The following is a 14,973-nucleotide window of genomic DNA, read 5'->3' as shown; positions in this document are numbered from 1 at the left end:
TGAAAGCTGACCATGCACACCACCACTGCTTCATCGCGCCGTACCCGGCGCCCTCTTTTAGGACGGCTGCGCGCCACCGCCGCGGCCCTCACCTCCGTCGGCGTCGTCATCGCCGGCGTGCAGTTCGCGCCGCTGCCCGGCGCCGGCCCGGCGCTCGCCTTCGCCGACGCCGCCGAGTACGACCTCGCGCACGCCGCGTCGGTCCGCGCGGCCCAGTGCCTGCTCACCGCCGTACAGCGCAAGGGCGGCCAGGACCTGAAGGCCGTCGCCCGCGCCGGGCTGGGCGGCACGGACGACGTCCTGCTGCGCAACGCCGCCCCCGACTACGAGACCACCCCGTCGACCCCGCTGCACACCGCCTACGAGCAGGACGAAGAGCGGGCCTCGGTCAAACTGAACGAGCTTCAGGACCGGCACACCGTCTGGGAGGAGTCGCTCAACGTCCCGCCCCCGAAGGGCTACACGGACGCCGCGTTCCAGTGGATCGAGCAGAAGGACAACCCGTTCAGCAAGGTAGGCCTGACCTCTTGGGTCGACGGCCAGTACTGGACGGAAGAGGAGGACTTCTACGCCGACCAGACCCCGCTGGCCGCCAAGGAGTCCGTGGACGCGGTCAACGCGATCGCCAAGGAGCGTTACCCCGCAGACGGCGAGGACGACAAGGGGCGGGACGCGTGGAAGGACATGTCCTTCCTGCACCCCATGTACGCCGACGACGCGCGGGCTTTCCTGGAGCGCGGCGGCTTCCCGACCAGCGCGCCCGATCCGGACAGCATGGAGTTCCGGGTCGACGTCGAGAACCTCAAGGCCCGCTACGCCTCCTGCGCCACCGACAACCCGCCGGACCCGCACGAGGTGCTGACCGCTGAGTTCGCCAAGGCCTCGGCGGAGTGGCAGCAGGAGGTCGACGGCCAGCGCGCCCAGCGTGACAGCATCCTTGCCGAGGAGGCCCAGGCCGCCGCCGACCTCCAGGTCGCCGCCCATGCCCTGGGCGAGGCGCTGGGCCAGTCGATCATCGGTGTCCGGCTGGCCGACTGGCAGGCCTACTGGCTCAAGCAACCCTCCGGAACCCCGTCCTATCCGAGCGCGGCGGTGTTCGCCAAGGTCAAGAACGACATCGTCAAGGCCCAGGCGATGGCGCTGGGCCGGGTGTTCGTCGCCTCGCGGGCCGCGCAGTCGGCGCAGCGGCACGCCGCCGCGGCCGTGGCCGCCCAGCAGGCCGCGTACGCCATCGCCGACGCCGCCAGCCTGCCCCGAGGCCGCGGCCTGCTCTACGGCCAGCAGGCCGTCCAGGTGACCAGGGCTTCGGCCGCCGCCACGCAGGCCGTGGCCAAGGCCACCGAGACCGCCGCCAACGCCACCCGCGCCTCGGCCGCCGACAGCAAGACGCTGATGGCGCTGGCCGAGACGCAGGCGCACGCCTCACGGGCGGAGTTCCGGCGGATGGCCGCCCAGGAGGCCGCCGCGCAGGCCAAGGCCGCCGCCGAAGGCGCCGCCACGCAGGCCGCACTCGCGGCCGAGAACGCGACCAAGGCCAAGAACGCCCAGGCCAGGGCCGAGGACGCCGAGCAGACGGCCAAGAACGCCGCCGCCGACGCCAAAGCCAAGCGGGAGATCGCCGAGACCGAGCGCGACAACGCCGAGCGGCAGAAGAACATCGCCGCCCAGCAGCGGACCAACGCCGCCAACGCCGAGGCCAGAGCCCAAACCGAACGCACCAACGCCGCCAACGCGCTCAGCGCCGCCCAAGGTGCCGGTAACACGGCCGCCGAGAAGAGGGAAAGGGCGGAGCAGGCCGAGCGCACGGCGGCCGCGGCCCGTACCACCGCCCTGGAGGCCGAGAGCACCCGGGACACCCTGCAGGCCAAGGCCTCCGCCCGCGAGGCGTACGCCGCCGCCGCCGAGGGCACCGATGCCGCTGACGGCGCCAGAACCGCCGCTACGCAGGCGCGTTCCGCGGCCGACCGGGCGACCACCGCCGCGACCAACGCCCGCGCCGCCGCCGACCAGGCCACCGCGGCCGCGGCCGCCGCCCGCGAGGCGGCCACGCGCGCCGAGGCCTCCGCCGCCCGCGCCCGGTCCGCCTCCGACGCGGCCCAGCGCGACGTGGCGATCACCAACGAGGCCGTCAAGAAGGCCCACGCCGCGGCGGCCGACGCCATCGCGGCCTCGTGGGCCGCGGGAATCAACGCCCGCGAGGCCAAGGCCTACGCCGACACCGCCGTGGCGAACGCGGTCAAGGCCAGGACCGACGCCCTCGCCGCCCGCAAGGAGGCCGACGCCGCGCACGTCAGCGCGGTCCGCACCGCGGGGTTCGCCTACGCCACCGCCCAGGCGGCCGTGGCCACCCGCGACTCGGCCGCCCAGGTCATCAAGCCGGCCAACGACGCCATCGAGCTCGGCTCCCCATACAAGGAGACCGACGCCTCGGCCGGCCTGGCCGTACTGACCGCCCAGGCGTCCAAGACGCTCGCCGCCCAGCAGGCCGCCGTCGCCCAGGCCAAGTCCACCCAGGCGAACAAGGCCGCCAAGGAGGCCGCGCTCCTGGCCGAGCAGGCCGACGCCGACGCCAAGGCCGCCGCTGTCGCGGCATCCGAAGCCGCGCAGTCCGCGGCCAAGGCCGTGGCCTCGCTCGCCCAGGCGCAGGCCTCGGCGGCGGAGGCGGCGGCCGCGGCCAAGGCAGCGGTGAAGGCCGAGGCCAACACCGTCGAGTACGACCGCAGCGCCACCGCCGACGCCGCGGCCGCCGCCTCGGCGGCCACCGCAGCCGAAGGGTACGCCAGCGACGCCCGCGACTCGGCCGACGCGGCCGAACTGGACGCCGCCTCGGCCCGCGCTGCCGCCAGCGCGGCGGAGAGCGACGCCGCCACCGCCCGCGACGTCGCCTCCAAGGCGGAAGCCGACGCGACAGCCGCGGAGGAAGCCGCCAAGAACGCGCGGCAGAGCGCTGAGGAGGCGCAAGCCGCGGCGATCAGGGCCGAGGCAGAGGCGCGCAAGCAGACCAAGGAAAGGCAGCGGATCGCCACCTGGGAGGGCGGCTTCGCGCTGACGGAGGTGGCGACCGACCTGACCGTCGACTCCTGGAGCGGGTCGTGCACCACCGGCTGGGGCGGTGACGGGACCTGCGACATCGACATCCCGCTGCACATCCACGGGACGGTGTACTACAGCGTCATCACGTGCCAGATGACGAGTGCGTCCGACGCGGACTGCGTCCGCGACAACCTGGTCGCCAAGGACGTCGACTTCATCGAGCACCGCACGCTGCACATGGACGTGCGGAAGGTGATCCAGGAGTCGTTCAACAACCTGGTGCACATCGTGCTCGGCGACGTCATCGATTGCGCCAACTTCAAGGCCTCAGGCTGCGCCTGGGTCGCCGGCGAAATCCTGGGCCCGCTGGTCATCGGCAAGATCGCCAAGAGCGTGGTCGCCTTCCGGAACTCCGTGCGCACGGGAGTCGGTGTCGAGGAGGCGGTGGCGGGCCTGGAGGCCGAGACGGGCCTCGAACAGGGGACGGTGCGCGGGCTCGAAGCGCAGGCGGTGGCCGATCTCGAGGCACTCGAGGGCGCAAAGGTCACGCTCGACAGCCTCAGAGCCCAGCTGGTGGAGTTGGTGCGCCGCAGGTCGCTGGGGTGGGACATGGCGCAACAGAGATTCAGGAAACCCGAGATGCAAACTGCACTCCGCATCGAGCAAGCGCGCGGGGTGCGGCTCTCCCGGTCGAGCGGCGCGAGCGAGGACTGGTTCGACCAGTACGGGCGGTCCTATGATGCGGTGGGCAGCGGACTTACCGCAGAGCGCTTCGCGGAGCAATGGCCGGGCCTGCAGGCCCAGATTCAGTCGCACGTGGGGAAGGCGCAATTCGTGCCAGTCGACGTCTCTCTGTTCACGCCCGCCCAGATCGAAACGGTGAAGGCCTTCATTGAACCGCTGGGCCGCAACGTCTTCATCGTGGGTGGTCCCTGATGGCGAGCGACATCTTCGTCTCCGACGAGTACGCGTGGACCGCGTCGTCCGGGCCGTTCGAATGGGTGGTCGCGTTCCTGCTGGAATCCATCGAGGACGCGGCCACCAAGGAACAGCTCGAACTGGTCCTCAGCGCCCCCCTTGGCGCCGTCGACCTGCGAAGGCTGCCGGAGGCCGGGCGCGCGCAGATCATGCGAGCCCTGCGCGAGCGACTGGCCCCCGCGGCCGAGTCGGGCCTGGGGCTCACGCTGCCTGAGCCCGCCCGGCGTTTCCTCATCGGCCACGTCAAAGTCCTGGCTCTCATGGCCGAAGATGTGGCGAAATCCACCGACAGGAAGGGAACGACCTGAGCTCTGCCGCCTCCGGGCGGATGAACTGAGACCGGCGGCCACCCACATGGGCAGGTGAACCTTCCGGGCCACCCGGACAGGTCCGCCTCGTCTGGGCCGCGCCGGTGTGCGCTGGAGCGCGCACCGGCGTGCCCTCCTGGCAGCTGTGCCACACCGCTACCGCGTCAGGGTTGTTCCGGTGCTCGGGGGACGAGCAGTCCTCGGTTGAACGCCTCGGTGACGGCGGCGGCGCGGTCGCCGACGCCAAGCTTGCCGTAGATGTTCAGCAGGTGGGATTTGACTGTGGCCTCCGTAATGAACAGCTGCGCCGCCGCCTCCCGGTTCGTGCCACCGGCCGCCACCAGCTGGAGCACTTCGAGCTCCCGCTGGCTGAGCGGCCCCGAGGCGGAGGAGCGTACCCGGCTCATGAGCAGAGCCGCCGCCGACGGCGCGAGAACCGCCTCACCCCGAGCCGTCGCCCGGACCGCCCGCAGGAGCTCGTCACGGGGAGCGTCCTTGAGCAGGTAGCCGGTGGCACCCGCCTCGATCGCGGGCAGCACGTGGCTGTCGGTGTCATATGTGGTGAGCACCAGCACGCGCACCCCAGTCCCGCCCCCGGCCAGCGCTCTTGTCGCGCTCACGCCGTCCATGCCAGGCATCCGCAGATCCATGAGGACCACATCCGGCCGTAGCGTCTCGGCGAGCCGGACCGCCTCGGCTCCATCGGCGGCCTCCCCGACCACCTCGAAGTCCGGATCGCGGGCGAACATGCTGCTCAAGCCATCTCGGACCACCGGATGATCGTCGACGACCAGCAGTCTGATCACGCTATCCGGGCGGCTCATGACTCGGCCCACTCGGCGGGGACGCGGGCCGAGATCCCCGTGCCGGCACCTGGCTCCGACTCCACCTGCAGCGTGCCTGACAGGCCCTCGATCCGCTGCCGCATCGCGATCAGCCCAAACCCAAGGTGAGCCGTACGCGGACCATCGCCACCGCCATCCCTGAGCCGCGCCGGACCGAACCCGCCACCGCTGTCCCTCAGGCGGCCCGCGTCGAAGCCTCCACCGCCATCTCCGGGCCGGGCTGGTCCGGAGCCGCCGCCGTCGCTGTCCCTGAGGTGGGCCGGATCGAAGCCGACACCGTCGTCGCGCACGTCCAGAGCGACCTCGTGTTCCATGTACGACAGTGTCACCCCCGCCCGGGTCGCCCGCGCGTGCTTGGCCACGTTCGTCAGCGCCTCCTGCGCGGTTCTGAGCAGCGCGACCTCGGCCTCCGGGCGCATCGGCCGCGCCGTGCCGGTCGTCGTGACCTGGACCGGGATCTCGTGCAGTGCCGACCAGCGTCTGGCCACGCTCGCCAGCGCCTCGCCCAGCCGCGCGGTCCGCAGCGGCTCAGGACGCAGCGCGTCCACCGATCGCCGCGCCTCGGACAGGCTCTCCCCGGCCAGCCTGGTCGCGGCTTCGATGTGCCGGCGCCATTCCGCCGGGTCGTCGCCGGCGTGCTCGGCCGCGTGCAGTTGGGTGATGATGCCGGTGAGACCCTGCGCCAGCGTGTCGTGAATCTCCCGCGCCATCCGCCGCCGCTCGTCGTGCACGCCGGCCTGCCTGGCCTGCGCCAGTAACTGCTCGTGCAGGGCCGCGTTCTCTGTCAGCGTCGTCTCCAGCCTGCGGTTCGCTTCGCGCGCCTCTTCCAGCGCCCGCTTGCGCTCGTCGTTCTGCTGGGCACTACGCCGAGCGAACCAGGCGAAGCCACACATAGGGATCACATTCGCAGCCATGACAGCCACATACGTGATCAGCCCCACGGGTGTGGTCTTGTCCACGTCGTACGCCTGCGCCGTGCCCGCCACCATCGCCACCGCCGCGACGCCGGCCGGTTGCCACGGCCAGCGCAGCACCCGGAAGGCGTAGATGTATCCGACAGGGGTGAAAAACCCGAACCACGGGTCCCTGACCACCAGAATCGCCGTGAGCAGGATCAGCACGGTGAAGAACACGGCCATCACCGGCACACGCTCGCGCCAGGCGGGACGGAGTGTGAAGACCCCTAGCATCCACGCCGCCAGCAACGCGCACAGCACTAGGTCGACGAGCGGGGACGCGCCCGCCGACCGCTTGATGGCCACGGTGACACCAGCCAGAAGCGTCAGCAAGGCATACGGGCCGACGGTCACCGGTACGGGCCACCGTGTCGCTGGATCGCACATCCGCGGCCTCCACATCCGTCGCTGGCCCCCGAGCGGGGAATCTAACCTCCACATCGGCACGTCCCTACGCGGCTCAGCCCGCCTGGGGAGGCTCGATGCCGCTGAATCGCTCATCCGGTGCCGACCTCCAACGGGCAATCTGGCCTTCACATCGGCACGTCCCTACGCGGCTCAGCCCGCCTGAGGAGGCTCGATGGCCAGGGCGTGCCGGAAGACGTTGCGCGGGTCCCACCGGGCCTTCACCCGTTGGAGGCGTGGGTAGTTGTCCTTGTAGTAGAGCGTGTGCGCGGGCACACCTGAGGTGTTCCACGCCGGGTCGGCCAGGTCGGCGTCCGGGTAGTTGATGTAGGAACCGTCGTTGACCTCGCCGGGCACGGGCACACCGCCGGTCTCGGCGTACACGTCGTGGTAGAAGCCGCGGACCCAGGCGAGGTTGGCCTTGTCGTCCTTTTCGTCTTCCCAGATCGTCTGGTAGACCGCCTTCATGACCACGTCTCGCTGGGCGATCGCGGTGGCCCCTGGGGCTATCGCGCGGACCTGGCCGCCGTAGCCGATGAGCAGCATGCCGGCGTTGGAGCCGCCGGTGGAGTTGGTCAGGTTGCGATGGACGGCCGCGAGTTGGGTCTCGGTGAATGATCGTCGCAGGTAGCCGGCCTTGATCTTGTATCGCCGGATGATCACGTCACCCGGCTCGCCGCTGCCCGGCCAGGTCATCCGGTGTAACCAGGGCATCGTCCGCCGGATGTCGAGCGCCGGTGTGAGGTCGATGCCAGCGGTCACCGCGGACGCGAAGCCGGTCACCATGCTGTCGGCGTTGGGGAGGTCCGCGTCGATCTGCGCGACCAGCATGACGGTTCCGCCGGCGCGGTGCGACAGCTGGAGGATCCCGTACAGCCCGGCGTGCGGAGAGCCGGGCGCGCTGTTGCGCTCATGCCAGGTCCCGAAGTTACGCAGCAGCCCGGTAAGTGCCTTTTCGGTCATATGCTCCCAGGACCAGATGACCACGTGCTGCAGCATCCGCTGCGGCGCCGCCGGCAGCAGCTGGGACGGGTCGGTGCCGGCGACGCCGGGGGAGCGCAGCCAGTAGCGGGTGACCACGCCGAAGTTGCCGCCGCCACCACCGGTGTGCGCCCACCACAGGTCGCGGCGCGGGTCGTCCGGCTCGCGGGTGGCGACCACCGCGCGGGCGGTGCCGTCGCGGTCGACCACCACGACCTCCACGCCGTACAGGTGATCCACCACCGAGCCGTAGCGCCTGGACAGCGGTCCGTATCCGCCGCCCGCGAAGTGCCCACCGGCACCCACCTCCGGGCAACTGCCCCCAGGGATCGTCACGCCCCAGCCTTTGAGCAGCGTCCGGTACACCTGACCGAGGTTGGCTCCGGGTTGCACGGCGAACGCCCGACGGTCGGCGTCATAGCCGACCGCGTCCATCGGCGAGAGGTCCAGCAGCACCCGGACCGCCGGATCGGCGGTGAAGTTCTCGAAGCAGTGCCCGCCGCTGCGCACCGCGACCCGTCGGCCGGACCGCACCGCCTCCGACACCGCGCGCACCACCTGATCGGTCGACCCGACCACGCGGATCTCCTCCGGCCGGCCGACGAACCGGAAGTTGTTGCCACGCAACAGGTTGTCGTAGCGAAAGTCCCCCGGACGTACTGTCACCGGCCCGAATATCGCCGCTTCCGCTTCCGCCGCAGCAGGCCCCGCCGCGCCCGATTGCGCCAACGCCGCCTCGGCACCCCACGTGCCCGCCGCGGTGATCGCCGCGGCACCCGCACCGGCAAGCAGTCCACGACGACTCACCGCTGCGGCGCCCGGCAGGCTCGTACGCCCGTCGCCCACTTCTGACATGTGACTCGCCCCTTTCCGATTGGAGGTCGTCAGCCTCTCAAGCAGGCGGCACGGCACACATCAACCCGTGGCATGAATCAGCGGCTCAACTCTCCGCCCCTCCGAACGGCTGATCCGCCCCACCCATCGGCTGACCGGCAGCGGATTGCTTCAGTCCCTGTGACCACGAGGTCGGACGCGCGCGGCCACGGGGTGGGGCGCCCTTCGGACAGGAGGTCGGGCGCGCGGCCGTGGGTGGGCGCCGACTGTGGTCATGAGGTCGGGCGAGAGAGCTCGGCGCCCTCCCAGAACTCGGCGCCCTCCCAGAGGTCGGTCGTGGCCTGCCGATACCGCTGGGCGATCCGGCCTGCGAACCCGCCTCACCTCTTCACGTAGGTGACCTCGAAGTCAGGCTTCCAGGTTTCGCCGTCGCTGGAGGCGTCCCATCGTCCGGTGACAAGGCGGCCGTCGCCACGGATCGTTGCCTCGAAGCGCTGGTGAAAGCCCGGCCCTGCCTGTCCCCGCATCTCCCAGCGACCGTCCTCGAAGCTCATCTGGTAGATCCTGCAGACTCCCCGCGCATCGGCGTACAGCATGGCGAAGGCCCCACTGTGGTCGTCGAGACCGATGGCGGCATCGATCGGAAACGGCGAGCTCTCCTGCCATTCCGGGGCGATCGCCTGAGGGGGATCGACGCGCATGATGAGGAATCCCCGGCTGTCGTGCCAGGTGAACATCGCCGTGCACCGGCCCATCGGCTGCCCGTCGATCGATGCCGCCATGTCCCACTCCCCGACGAGCACTTCCAGGCTCTGCAACCGCAGGTTGGCTGTGTGTCGCGCTGCTGTCACGGCTACCTCCCGTTGACGTGTGGTCGGAAGGGTAGACCGGACGCGTGCCGCGAACTCATCGCCGGCGGCGGGCTGGGACGTCGCGGCCGAGGAAGGCCAGTAGTTGCCGGTGTGCGGGGGCGTCGGCGGGGGCGGGGACCGAGGGGCCGAACATGCCAGGGCGGCGGAAGGCGTCGAAGTCCATGCCGTGCATGATCGTGAGCAGCTCGCCGCACGACCGTTCGTCGACGAGATGCTCCTGATCGGTGGCGAGCGCCAGGTCGACGCCGTGGACGAGGACTTCGGTGAGGTGGATGAGGGCGGCCATCGGCCCCGGTACGGCCCCGAACCCCAAACGTACGGTGGTGTCGAGGGCGGCCGGGCGATGCCAGGCGGCGCGGTCGAGGTCGGCCGCGGTGGCGAAGGCGGCCCGCGGGTCGGTGCCGAGCCAGTCATCCTCGTGCTCGCCGCCCGCGTCGGTCGCGGTGAGCTCGGCGGCGAAGACGCGCATGCCGCCGACCATGTGGTTGAGCTCTGTACGCACGTCCCAGCCGGCGCAGGGGGTGGGAGCGTGGAGCCGGCTGTCGGTGATGCCTTTGACGATGGCGGCGGTCATGTCGAGAGCGCGGTCGATCATGGCGATGGTCATGTCGTTCTCCAGGAAGGGAGCGGGGGATCAGGCGATCTTCTCGGCGATGCCGTCGCGCAGGTGGTAGTCCAGGTAGGCGGCGCCGAACGCGCGCGGGGTTTCGCTACCCATGGCGTACATGCCGTGCTCGACGGCCCAGCGCAGCATGGGCGCGGCGGCCATGGACGCCGTCATGATGGCGTCCAGCTCCGGATCGTGCTCGGCACGCAGACGGCGCTCGGCCTCGGCGCGGGCAAAGGGGAGGGGCGCGGTGGAGATGTCGCCCAGGTCATAGACCCCGTCCAAGGCGATGAGCGCGGCGACGCGCTGGTCGAAGGCAGCGGCTCGGGGCGCGAGCAGGCCGCCCATGCTGCAGCCGAGCAGCGCGACGCGGGTGCCGTCGACTTCGGGGCGGGTCAGGGCGTGGTCCAGTACGGGGCCGACCACGTTCTCCCAGTCGGGACGGAACATCAGGCCCTGATGGTGGCGGGTGCCCGGCTGACCGGGGCCGTCGAAGGTCAGCACGGTGTAGCCGCGTCGACGGCCGTGGCCGCGCCGAAGAAGTGCATCTCCTCCACCGTGCCGTCGAACCCGTTGTGCATGACCACGGTCGGCCTGGCCGTGGCGGAGTCGTCGGCACGGTACAGGTAGCCGGGCAGGACGGTGCCCTCGTACGGGATCTCCACCGGCTGGATGACCGGGGCGAACAGCGCCGCCGCCTGGCGCCCTTCGGTGGCCGCCCGGTCGGCGGTGGCCGGCCACTCGTCGTGCCAGCTGTCGTAGTCACCGGCGGTGATCCGCTGACAGGTGATCACGTCCTCGCCGAAGTCGGCGCCGCCGTAGGCGATGTGCCCGAAGGTGCGCAGGGTCTCGTACCAGAACTGAGGGTTGTCGGGAAAGAACAGCGGGGGCATGGCCACTCCTAAAGCAGCAAGCGACTGCGTTAGGGGGACTTTAGGGCGCCATCACTCGCAAACGCAAGTCGTGACTGCGTTAAGCTGCGGGCATGGTGGAACAGCAGCCGACACGCCGGCCCGGCGGGCGCAGCGCCCGCGTACGAGCCGCAGTGCACCACGCGGTCACCGATCTGATCGCCGAACGCGGCCACGGCAACTTCACCGTCGGTGACGTCGCCACCCGCGCCGGAGTGGCCGACACCAGCGTCTATCGCCGCTGGGGCACCCTGGAGGCCCTGCTCACGGACGTGGCGATCACCTGGCTCACCACCACCTCGCCCATACCGGATACCGGCAGTTTGGAAGGCGACCTGCGCGCGTACGCGGCCGGCGTCGCGCGCGACGTGACCGGGCCCGACGGGCTGGCGGTGCTGCGCCTGGTCATCGCCTTGTCCACCGGGGGAGAGGCCGGCGTACAGGCAAGAGACGCGTTCGTGGCCGAACGCGGACGCCAACTGCAGGGCATGCTGGACCGCGCCCGAGACCGCGGCGAACGTCCACCCGAGGGCCTGGACATCCTCGACCACCTCTTGGCCCCGATGTACGTCCGCGTCCTGTTCGGCACGGGCCCACTCACCCCCGACTACGTCAACGCCCTGGTCGACCGCCTTCTGGCCGACTAGGTGAACGCTCCCCTGCTGGCGGGACGGGCACCAGCCGGTAGGCCGGGCCGTCGGCGATCAGGCGGCCCGCGGTCGGCGGGGGAAAGTGGGTGCCCAGCACGAGGGCGCCGGTGCCGGCGAGCGAGGCGAGCAGGGCGCGGCGGGTGGCCGTGGCCTGCTCGGGGTCGATGTCGACACAGCTGCCGATGTCGGGGTACAGCAGTTGGACGGGGTGGTGCACGCAGTCGCCGGTGATCAGCGCGCTCTCGCCGCCGCTGGTCAGCCGGACCGCGACGTGACCCGGGGTGTGACCCGGCGTGGAAACCAGGTGCACGCCGAGGGCGACCTCGGCCGGGACGGGTACCAGGTCGAGCAGCCCCGCCTCTTCGATCGGATGCACGGAGTCGCGGAACATCTGCCGCCGTGCCTCGTCCATGTCGCATCCGGCCCAGAAGTCCCTCTCCGCGCGAGAGGTCAGGTAACGGGCGCGGGGGAAGGTCGGCACCCATTCGCCACCCTCCGCCCGGGTGTTCCAACCGACATGATCGGTGTGCAGGTGGGTCAGGATCACCATGTCGACGGACTCGGGCGGGAAGCCCGCGGCCACGAGGCGATCGAGGTAGCCGGTCCGGAGGTCGTGCCACGCCGGGTTCGCCCGCGTCTTGCCGTTGCCGATCCCGGTGTCCACCAGGATGCGCAGCCCGTCGGCCGAGATCGCGAAGCTCTGGCTGACCAGGCGCAGGACGCCGTCCCGGTCGGCGAAGTCGGGCCGCAGCCAGGCGTGCCGCGCGACGACGTCCGCGGTGGCGCCGGGCAGCAGCCAGGCGCCGGTCTGGGGAGGCAAGGCGATCTCGTCCACCCGGTGGATCGTGATGTCGCCCACGGTCCAGGAGATCGCGCCGGGCGTGCCGGTAGATGGTGACCGCATGTTCGTTACTTCCCCATATTCGTCAGGGAAGCGCCGGAGCGGGGTCTCGGGCCCTGGTAGGGCCCGAGGTCCAACTGTTCGCGAATACGAATCCACGTGGCAAGGCGGACGCGAGTTGTTCGAGTTGCCTAATGGCCGTGGTCAGGTCATCGGCGATGGGATGGACGAGCACATGATCGGCGCCGGCGTCGAGTTGCGCTTGAACGCGCGCGGCGACGGCCTCCGGGGTGCCCCAAGCGACCAGCGCGTCGACCAGCCGATCGCTTCCCCCGTCGGCGATGTCCTGCCGGCTGTAGCCGAGACGTAACCAGTTGCGCGTGTACGGCGAATCGGGGCCGGTCTTGCCTCGATACCGTCGAGCGATGGCACGGGCTTGCTCGGGATCGGGTTCGATGATGAACGCCTGCTCGGGGATGAGCAACTTATCGCTCCCCAGAGCCTCACGGACAAGTGCGGTGTGTTCGACCGGGGCCGAAGTTCAATGCGCCTCACGGCGTTGCGCCAGCTCTCGACCGGAGTGCCGTGCACGTGGGGCCCGCCAAGCCACACTCCCACGCGTCCCAGCTTCGCCTTCACTTCTGTGATCACCACCGAAACCTCCGCGCACCCGACGACTGATATCCGGGGACTGTCTCCGGTAAGCGTGATGCTATCCGGAGATAGTCCCCGGTACAATCGCTTCGGCCGAAAGGGGAGCTATGAGCGACACGAGGGCACCGCGTGCGATGCGGGCAGACGCGCAGCGCAATCGGGCTCGGTTGCTCGCCGCGGCGAGCGCGGCGTTCGCTCGCGCGGGCGTGGAGGCCTCGCTCGATGACATCGCCCGCGACGCCGACGTGGGTTCGGGCACTCTTTACCGCCACTTCCCCACCCGCGAGGCGCTGGTGGAGGCCGTCCTCGACAACCGCTACCAGGCCCTCGCCGCCGCGGCCACCGAGCTACAGGCCGAGCGCTCGCCGCACGAAGCGCTCGCGGCCTGGTTGAAGCTCTTCGTCGACCACCTCATGACGTATCGAGGGCTGGCGGCAACCGTCACCACGGCGCTCCACAACGAGACGCCGCCATCGGACTCGGCCTGCCATGCCATGCGCGCCGCGGCATACGAACTCGTGGCAACGGCCCAGCGCGACGGCGCTGTCCGGGATGACATCGACGCCTCGACGATCCTGCGCCTCGCTGCCGGTGTCGCCTGGGCCCACGAGCAGGCGCCCGCCGACCGGGCCGGTATCGGGCAAATGCTGGCGGTCCTCATGGACGGACTGCTTCGCGACGGCCGCGTTCCGCGGGCGGTTAGCTGATCCCCGGGGAATGCGTCATGCCGTGGCGATCGGGCCGAGGTAGGTGCCGCCCGAGACGTCGATGGTCTGGCCGGTCACCCATCGGCCCTGCGGGCCCGCCAGGAAGCCGACGACGTCCGCGACGTCCTCGGGCTCGCCGAGCCGGCCGAGCGCGGTGATCGCTTCGATCGCGGCGACCGCCTCGGGGATGGTGTTGTAGCCCGCGGTCATGTCGGTACGCACCGCGCCGGGCGCGACCGTGTTCACCGTGATGCCGCGCCTGCCGAGCTCATTGGCCAGGGACGGGGCCATCGACTCCAGTGCCGCCTTGCTGAGGTTGTAGGCGATCTGCGTGGAGACCGCGAAGCGGCTGGCCACCGAGCCCATGTTGATGATGCGGCCGCCGTCGTTCAGCAGCGGCAGCGCGCGCTGGATCACGAAGAACGGTGTGCTGACGTTGATCGTGAGCAGCCTGCCGAACTCCTCCGGTGTGACCTGCGCGATCGGGTTGACCGAGCCGATGCCCGCGTTGTTGACCAGGATGTCCAGGCCGCCGCCCGCCGGTCCCTCGGCCAGACCGCTGCTAGCCAGCCCCTCGGCCAGGCTCTCGAACAGGCGGTCCACCGCGCCATCGTCGCCGAACCGGGCCTGCACGGCGAACGCCCGGCCGCCTGCCTGCTCGATCCGCGCCACTGTCTGCTTGGCCGCGTCGTCGTTGTCGCCGTAGTGGACGGCGACCAGGGCGCCCTCGGCGGCCAGTCGCAGCGCGACCGCCCGGCCGATTCCCCGGGATCCTCCGGTCACCAGCGCGGTCTTGCCGGTCAGACTGTTCATCTCTGCTCCTCGTTCAGCGGCCGGCCCTCGGCGGATCCGGCGATGGCTCAACAGTGGCGGCAGTGGCTCACCGCACGCTCACCGACGGCTCACCGGGTGAGCAGCGCTCCGGATTGGGTGGGACCAGGTAATGCTGAGCGGTCCCACCCGACGATCCGGCCTAGAACTCTATGTCTCCGCCGACGGGGGCGGCAGGGGTCTTCTCGGGCTTCTCGGCGATGACCGCCTCGGTGGTGAGGAAGAGCGCCGCGATGGAAGCGGCGTTCTGCAGCGCCGAGCGCGTCACCTTGGCCGGGTCGATGATGCCCGCCTCGAACATGTTGACGTATTCGCCCGTAGCGGCGTTGAGGCCCTCACCCGGGGTCAGGTTGCGGACCTTCTCCACCACGACGCCGCCCTCGAGGCCGGCGTTGACGGCGATCTGCTTCAGCGGCTCCTCGAGCGCCTTCTTCACGATCGCGGCACCGGTGGCCTCGTCGCCGGTGAGCTCGAGCTTGTCGAACGCCTTGGCGCCCGCCTGCAGCAGCGCCACGCCACCGCCGGGGACGATGCCCTCCTCGACGGCCGCCTTCGCGTTG

General features: G+C 70.8%; 15 protein-coding genes. 4 read left to right on the top strand and 11 right to left on the bottom strand.

Annotated features, from left to right (window positions below):
• The first annotated feature begins 12 nt into the window (after positions 1-12).
• On the top strand, positions 13-3,969 hold the full coding sequence (locus AB0C30_RS43095) for a hypothetical protein (RefSeq protein WP_357955049.1): 3,957 nt from the start codon (positions 13-15) through the stop codon (positions 3,967-3,969).
• On the top strand, positions 3,969-4,319 hold the full coding sequence (locus AB0C30_RS43090; RefSeq protein WP_357955047.1) for a hypothetical protein: 351 nt from the start codon (positions 3,969-3,971) through the stop codon (positions 4,317-4,319). The genes AB0C30_RS43095 and AB0C30_RS43090 overlap by 1 nt, the downstream gene beginning before the upstream one ends.
• 164 nt (positions 4,320-4,483) lie before the next feature.
• On the opposite strand, the gene AB0C30_RS43085 is transcribed toward AB0C30_RS43090, so the two are convergent.
• The 7 genes from AB0C30_RS43085 to AB0C30_RS43055 form a co-directional block, all read right to left on the bottom strand.
• Positions 4,484-5,143, bottom strand: a complete 660-nt coding sequence (locus AB0C30_RS43085) for a response regulator transcription factor (RefSeq protein ID WP_357955045.1) — start codon at positions 5,141-5,143, stop codon at positions 4,484-4,486.
• Positions 5,140-6,426 carry a sensor histidine kinase gene (locus tag AB0C30_RS43080; protein WP_357955043.1) on the bottom strand — a complete coding sequence of 429 codons (1,287 nt, stop codon included), beginning with the start codon at positions 6,424-6,426 and terminating at the stop codon, positions 5,140-5,142. The genes AB0C30_RS43085 and AB0C30_RS43080 overlap by 4 nt, the downstream gene beginning before the upstream one ends.
• A 252-nt stretch (positions 6,427-6,678) precedes the next feature.
• The gene (locus tag AB0C30_RS43075; RefSeq protein WP_357955041.1) at positions 6,679-8,361 is read right to left on the bottom strand and encodes an FAD-binding protein; all 1,683 of its coding nucleotides are present in this window, start codon (positions 8,359-8,361) and stop codon (positions 6,679-6,681) included.
• 359 nt (positions 8,362-8,720) lie between these two features.
• On the bottom strand, positions 8,721-9,143 hold the full coding sequence (locus AB0C30_RS43070; protein ID WP_357955038.1) for a hypothetical protein: 423 nt from the start codon (positions 9,141-9,143) through the stop codon (positions 8,721-8,723).
• Positions 9,144-9,246: 103 nt separating this feature from the next.
• A complete protein-coding gene (locus tag AB0C30_RS43065; protein ID WP_357955036.1) occupies positions 9,247-9,819 on the bottom strand; it encodes a TIGR03086 family metal-binding protein in 573 nt (190 codons plus the stop codon).
• A gap of 27 nt (positions 9,820-9,846) precedes the next feature.
• Complete coding sequence (locus AB0C30_RS43060; RefSeq protein WP_357955034.1) at positions 9,847-10,323, bottom strand: alpha/beta fold hydrolase; 477 nt, start codon at positions 10,321-10,323, stop codon at positions 9,847-9,849.
• Positions 10,317-10,712, bottom strand: coding sequence for a hypothetical protein (locus AB0C30_RS43055; RefSeq protein ID WP_357955032.1), 396 nt, complete (start codon positions 10,710-10,712; stop codon positions 10,317-10,319). The genes AB0C30_RS43060 and AB0C30_RS43055 overlap by 7 nt, the downstream gene beginning before the upstream one ends.
• A 92-nt stretch (positions 10,713-10,804) precedes the next feature.
• Here AB0C30_RS43055 and AB0C30_RS43050 point away from each other — a divergent pair, with 92 nt between their 5' ends.
• A complete protein-coding gene (locus AB0C30_RS43050) occupies positions 10,805-11,377 on the top strand; it encodes a TetR/AcrR family transcriptional regulator (RefSeq protein WP_357955030.1) in 573 nt (190 codons plus the stop codon).
• On the opposite strand, the gene AB0C30_RS43045 is transcribed toward AB0C30_RS43050, so the two are convergent.
• Together AB0C30_RS43045 and AB0C30_RS43040 are read right to left on the bottom strand one after the other, a co-directional pair.
• On the bottom strand, positions 11,343-12,284 hold the full coding sequence (locus tag AB0C30_RS43045; RefSeq protein WP_357955028.1) for an MBL fold metallo-hydrolase: 942 nt from the start codon (positions 12,282-12,284) through the stop codon (positions 11,343-11,345). The genes AB0C30_RS43050 and AB0C30_RS43045 overlap by 35 nt on opposite strands.
• Positions 12,285-12,306: 22 nt before the next feature.
• The gene (locus AB0C30_RS43040) at positions 12,307-12,705 is read right to left on the bottom strand and encodes a hypothetical protein (RefSeq protein ID WP_357955026.1); all 399 of its coding nucleotides are present in this window, start codon (positions 12,703-12,705) and stop codon (positions 12,307-12,309) included.
• Between the two features lie 277 nt (positions 12,706-12,982).
• Between AB0C30_RS43040 and AB0C30_RS43035 the strand changes: the two genes are divergently transcribed.
• A complete protein-coding gene (locus tag AB0C30_RS43035; RefSeq protein ID WP_357955024.1) occupies positions 12,983-13,582 on the top strand; it encodes a TetR/AcrR family transcriptional regulator in 600 nt (199 codons plus the stop codon).
• Between the two features lie 15 nt (positions 13,583-13,597).
• Here AB0C30_RS43035 and AB0C30_RS43030 read toward each other — a convergent pair whose 3' ends face one another.
• Both AB0C30_RS43030 and AB0C30_RS43025 read right to left on the bottom strand, forming a co-directional pair.
• Complete coding sequence (locus tag AB0C30_RS43030; protein ID WP_357955022.1) at positions 13,598-14,395, bottom strand: SDR family oxidoreductase; 798 nt, start codon at positions 14,393-14,395, stop codon at positions 13,598-13,600.
• A gap of 160 nt (positions 14,396-14,555) precedes the next feature.
• Positions 14,556-14,973, bottom strand: a 418-nt coding sequence (locus tag AB0C30_RS43025) for a TCP-1/cpn60 chaperonin family protein (RefSeq protein WP_357955020.1), incomplete at its 5' end; no start/stop codon positions are given.

Origin of the sequence: Nonomuraea sp. NPDC048901, from assembly GCF_040649695.1 — a bacterium.
Taxonomy (GTDB): Bacteria; Actinomycetota; Actinomycetes; order Streptosporangiales; family Streptosporangiaceae; genus Nonomuraea.
This window is presented reverse-complemented; position numbering and strand designations above follow the sequence as displayed.

Coding starts and splice junctions, on each gene's coding strand:
- AB0C30_RS43030 (WP_357955022.1), bottom strand. CDS start 14,395: ATGAACAGTCTGACCGGCAAGACCGCGCTGGTGACCGGAGGATCCCGG.
- AB0C30_RS43065 (WP_357955036.1), bottom strand. CDS start 9,819: ATGACCATCGCCATGATCGACCGCGCTCTCGACATGACCGCCGCCATC.
- AB0C30_RS43075 (WP_357955041.1), bottom strand. CDS start 8,361: ATGTCAGAAGTGGGCGACGGGCGTACGAGCCTGCCGGGCGCCGCAGCG.
- AB0C30_RS43035 (WP_357955024.1), top strand. CDS start 12,983: ATGAGCGACACGAGGGCACCGCGTGCGATGCGGGCAGACGCGCAGCGC.
- AB0C30_RS43085 (WP_357955045.1), bottom strand. CDS start 5,143: ATGAGCCGCCCGGATAGCGTGATCAGACTGCTGGTCGTCGACGATCAT.
- AB0C30_RS43055 (WP_357955032.1), bottom strand. CDS start 10,712: ATGCCCCCGCTGTTCTTTCCCGACAACCCTCAGTTCTGGTACGAGACC.
- AB0C30_RS43095 (WP_357955049.1), top strand. CDS start 13: ATGCACACCACCACTGCTTCATCGCGCCGTACCCGGCGCCCTCTTTTA.
- AB0C30_RS43045 (WP_357955028.1), bottom strand. CDS start 12,284: ATGCGGTCACCATCTACCGGCACGCCCGGCGCGATCTCCTGGACCGTG.
- AB0C30_RS43050 (WP_357955030.1), top strand. CDS start 10,805: ATGGTGGAACAGCAGCCGACACGCCGGCCCGGCGGGCGCAGCGCCCGC.
- AB0C30_RS43090 (WP_357955047.1), top strand. CDS start 3,969: ATGGCGAGCGACATCTTCGTCTCCGACGAGTACGCGTGGACCGCGTCG.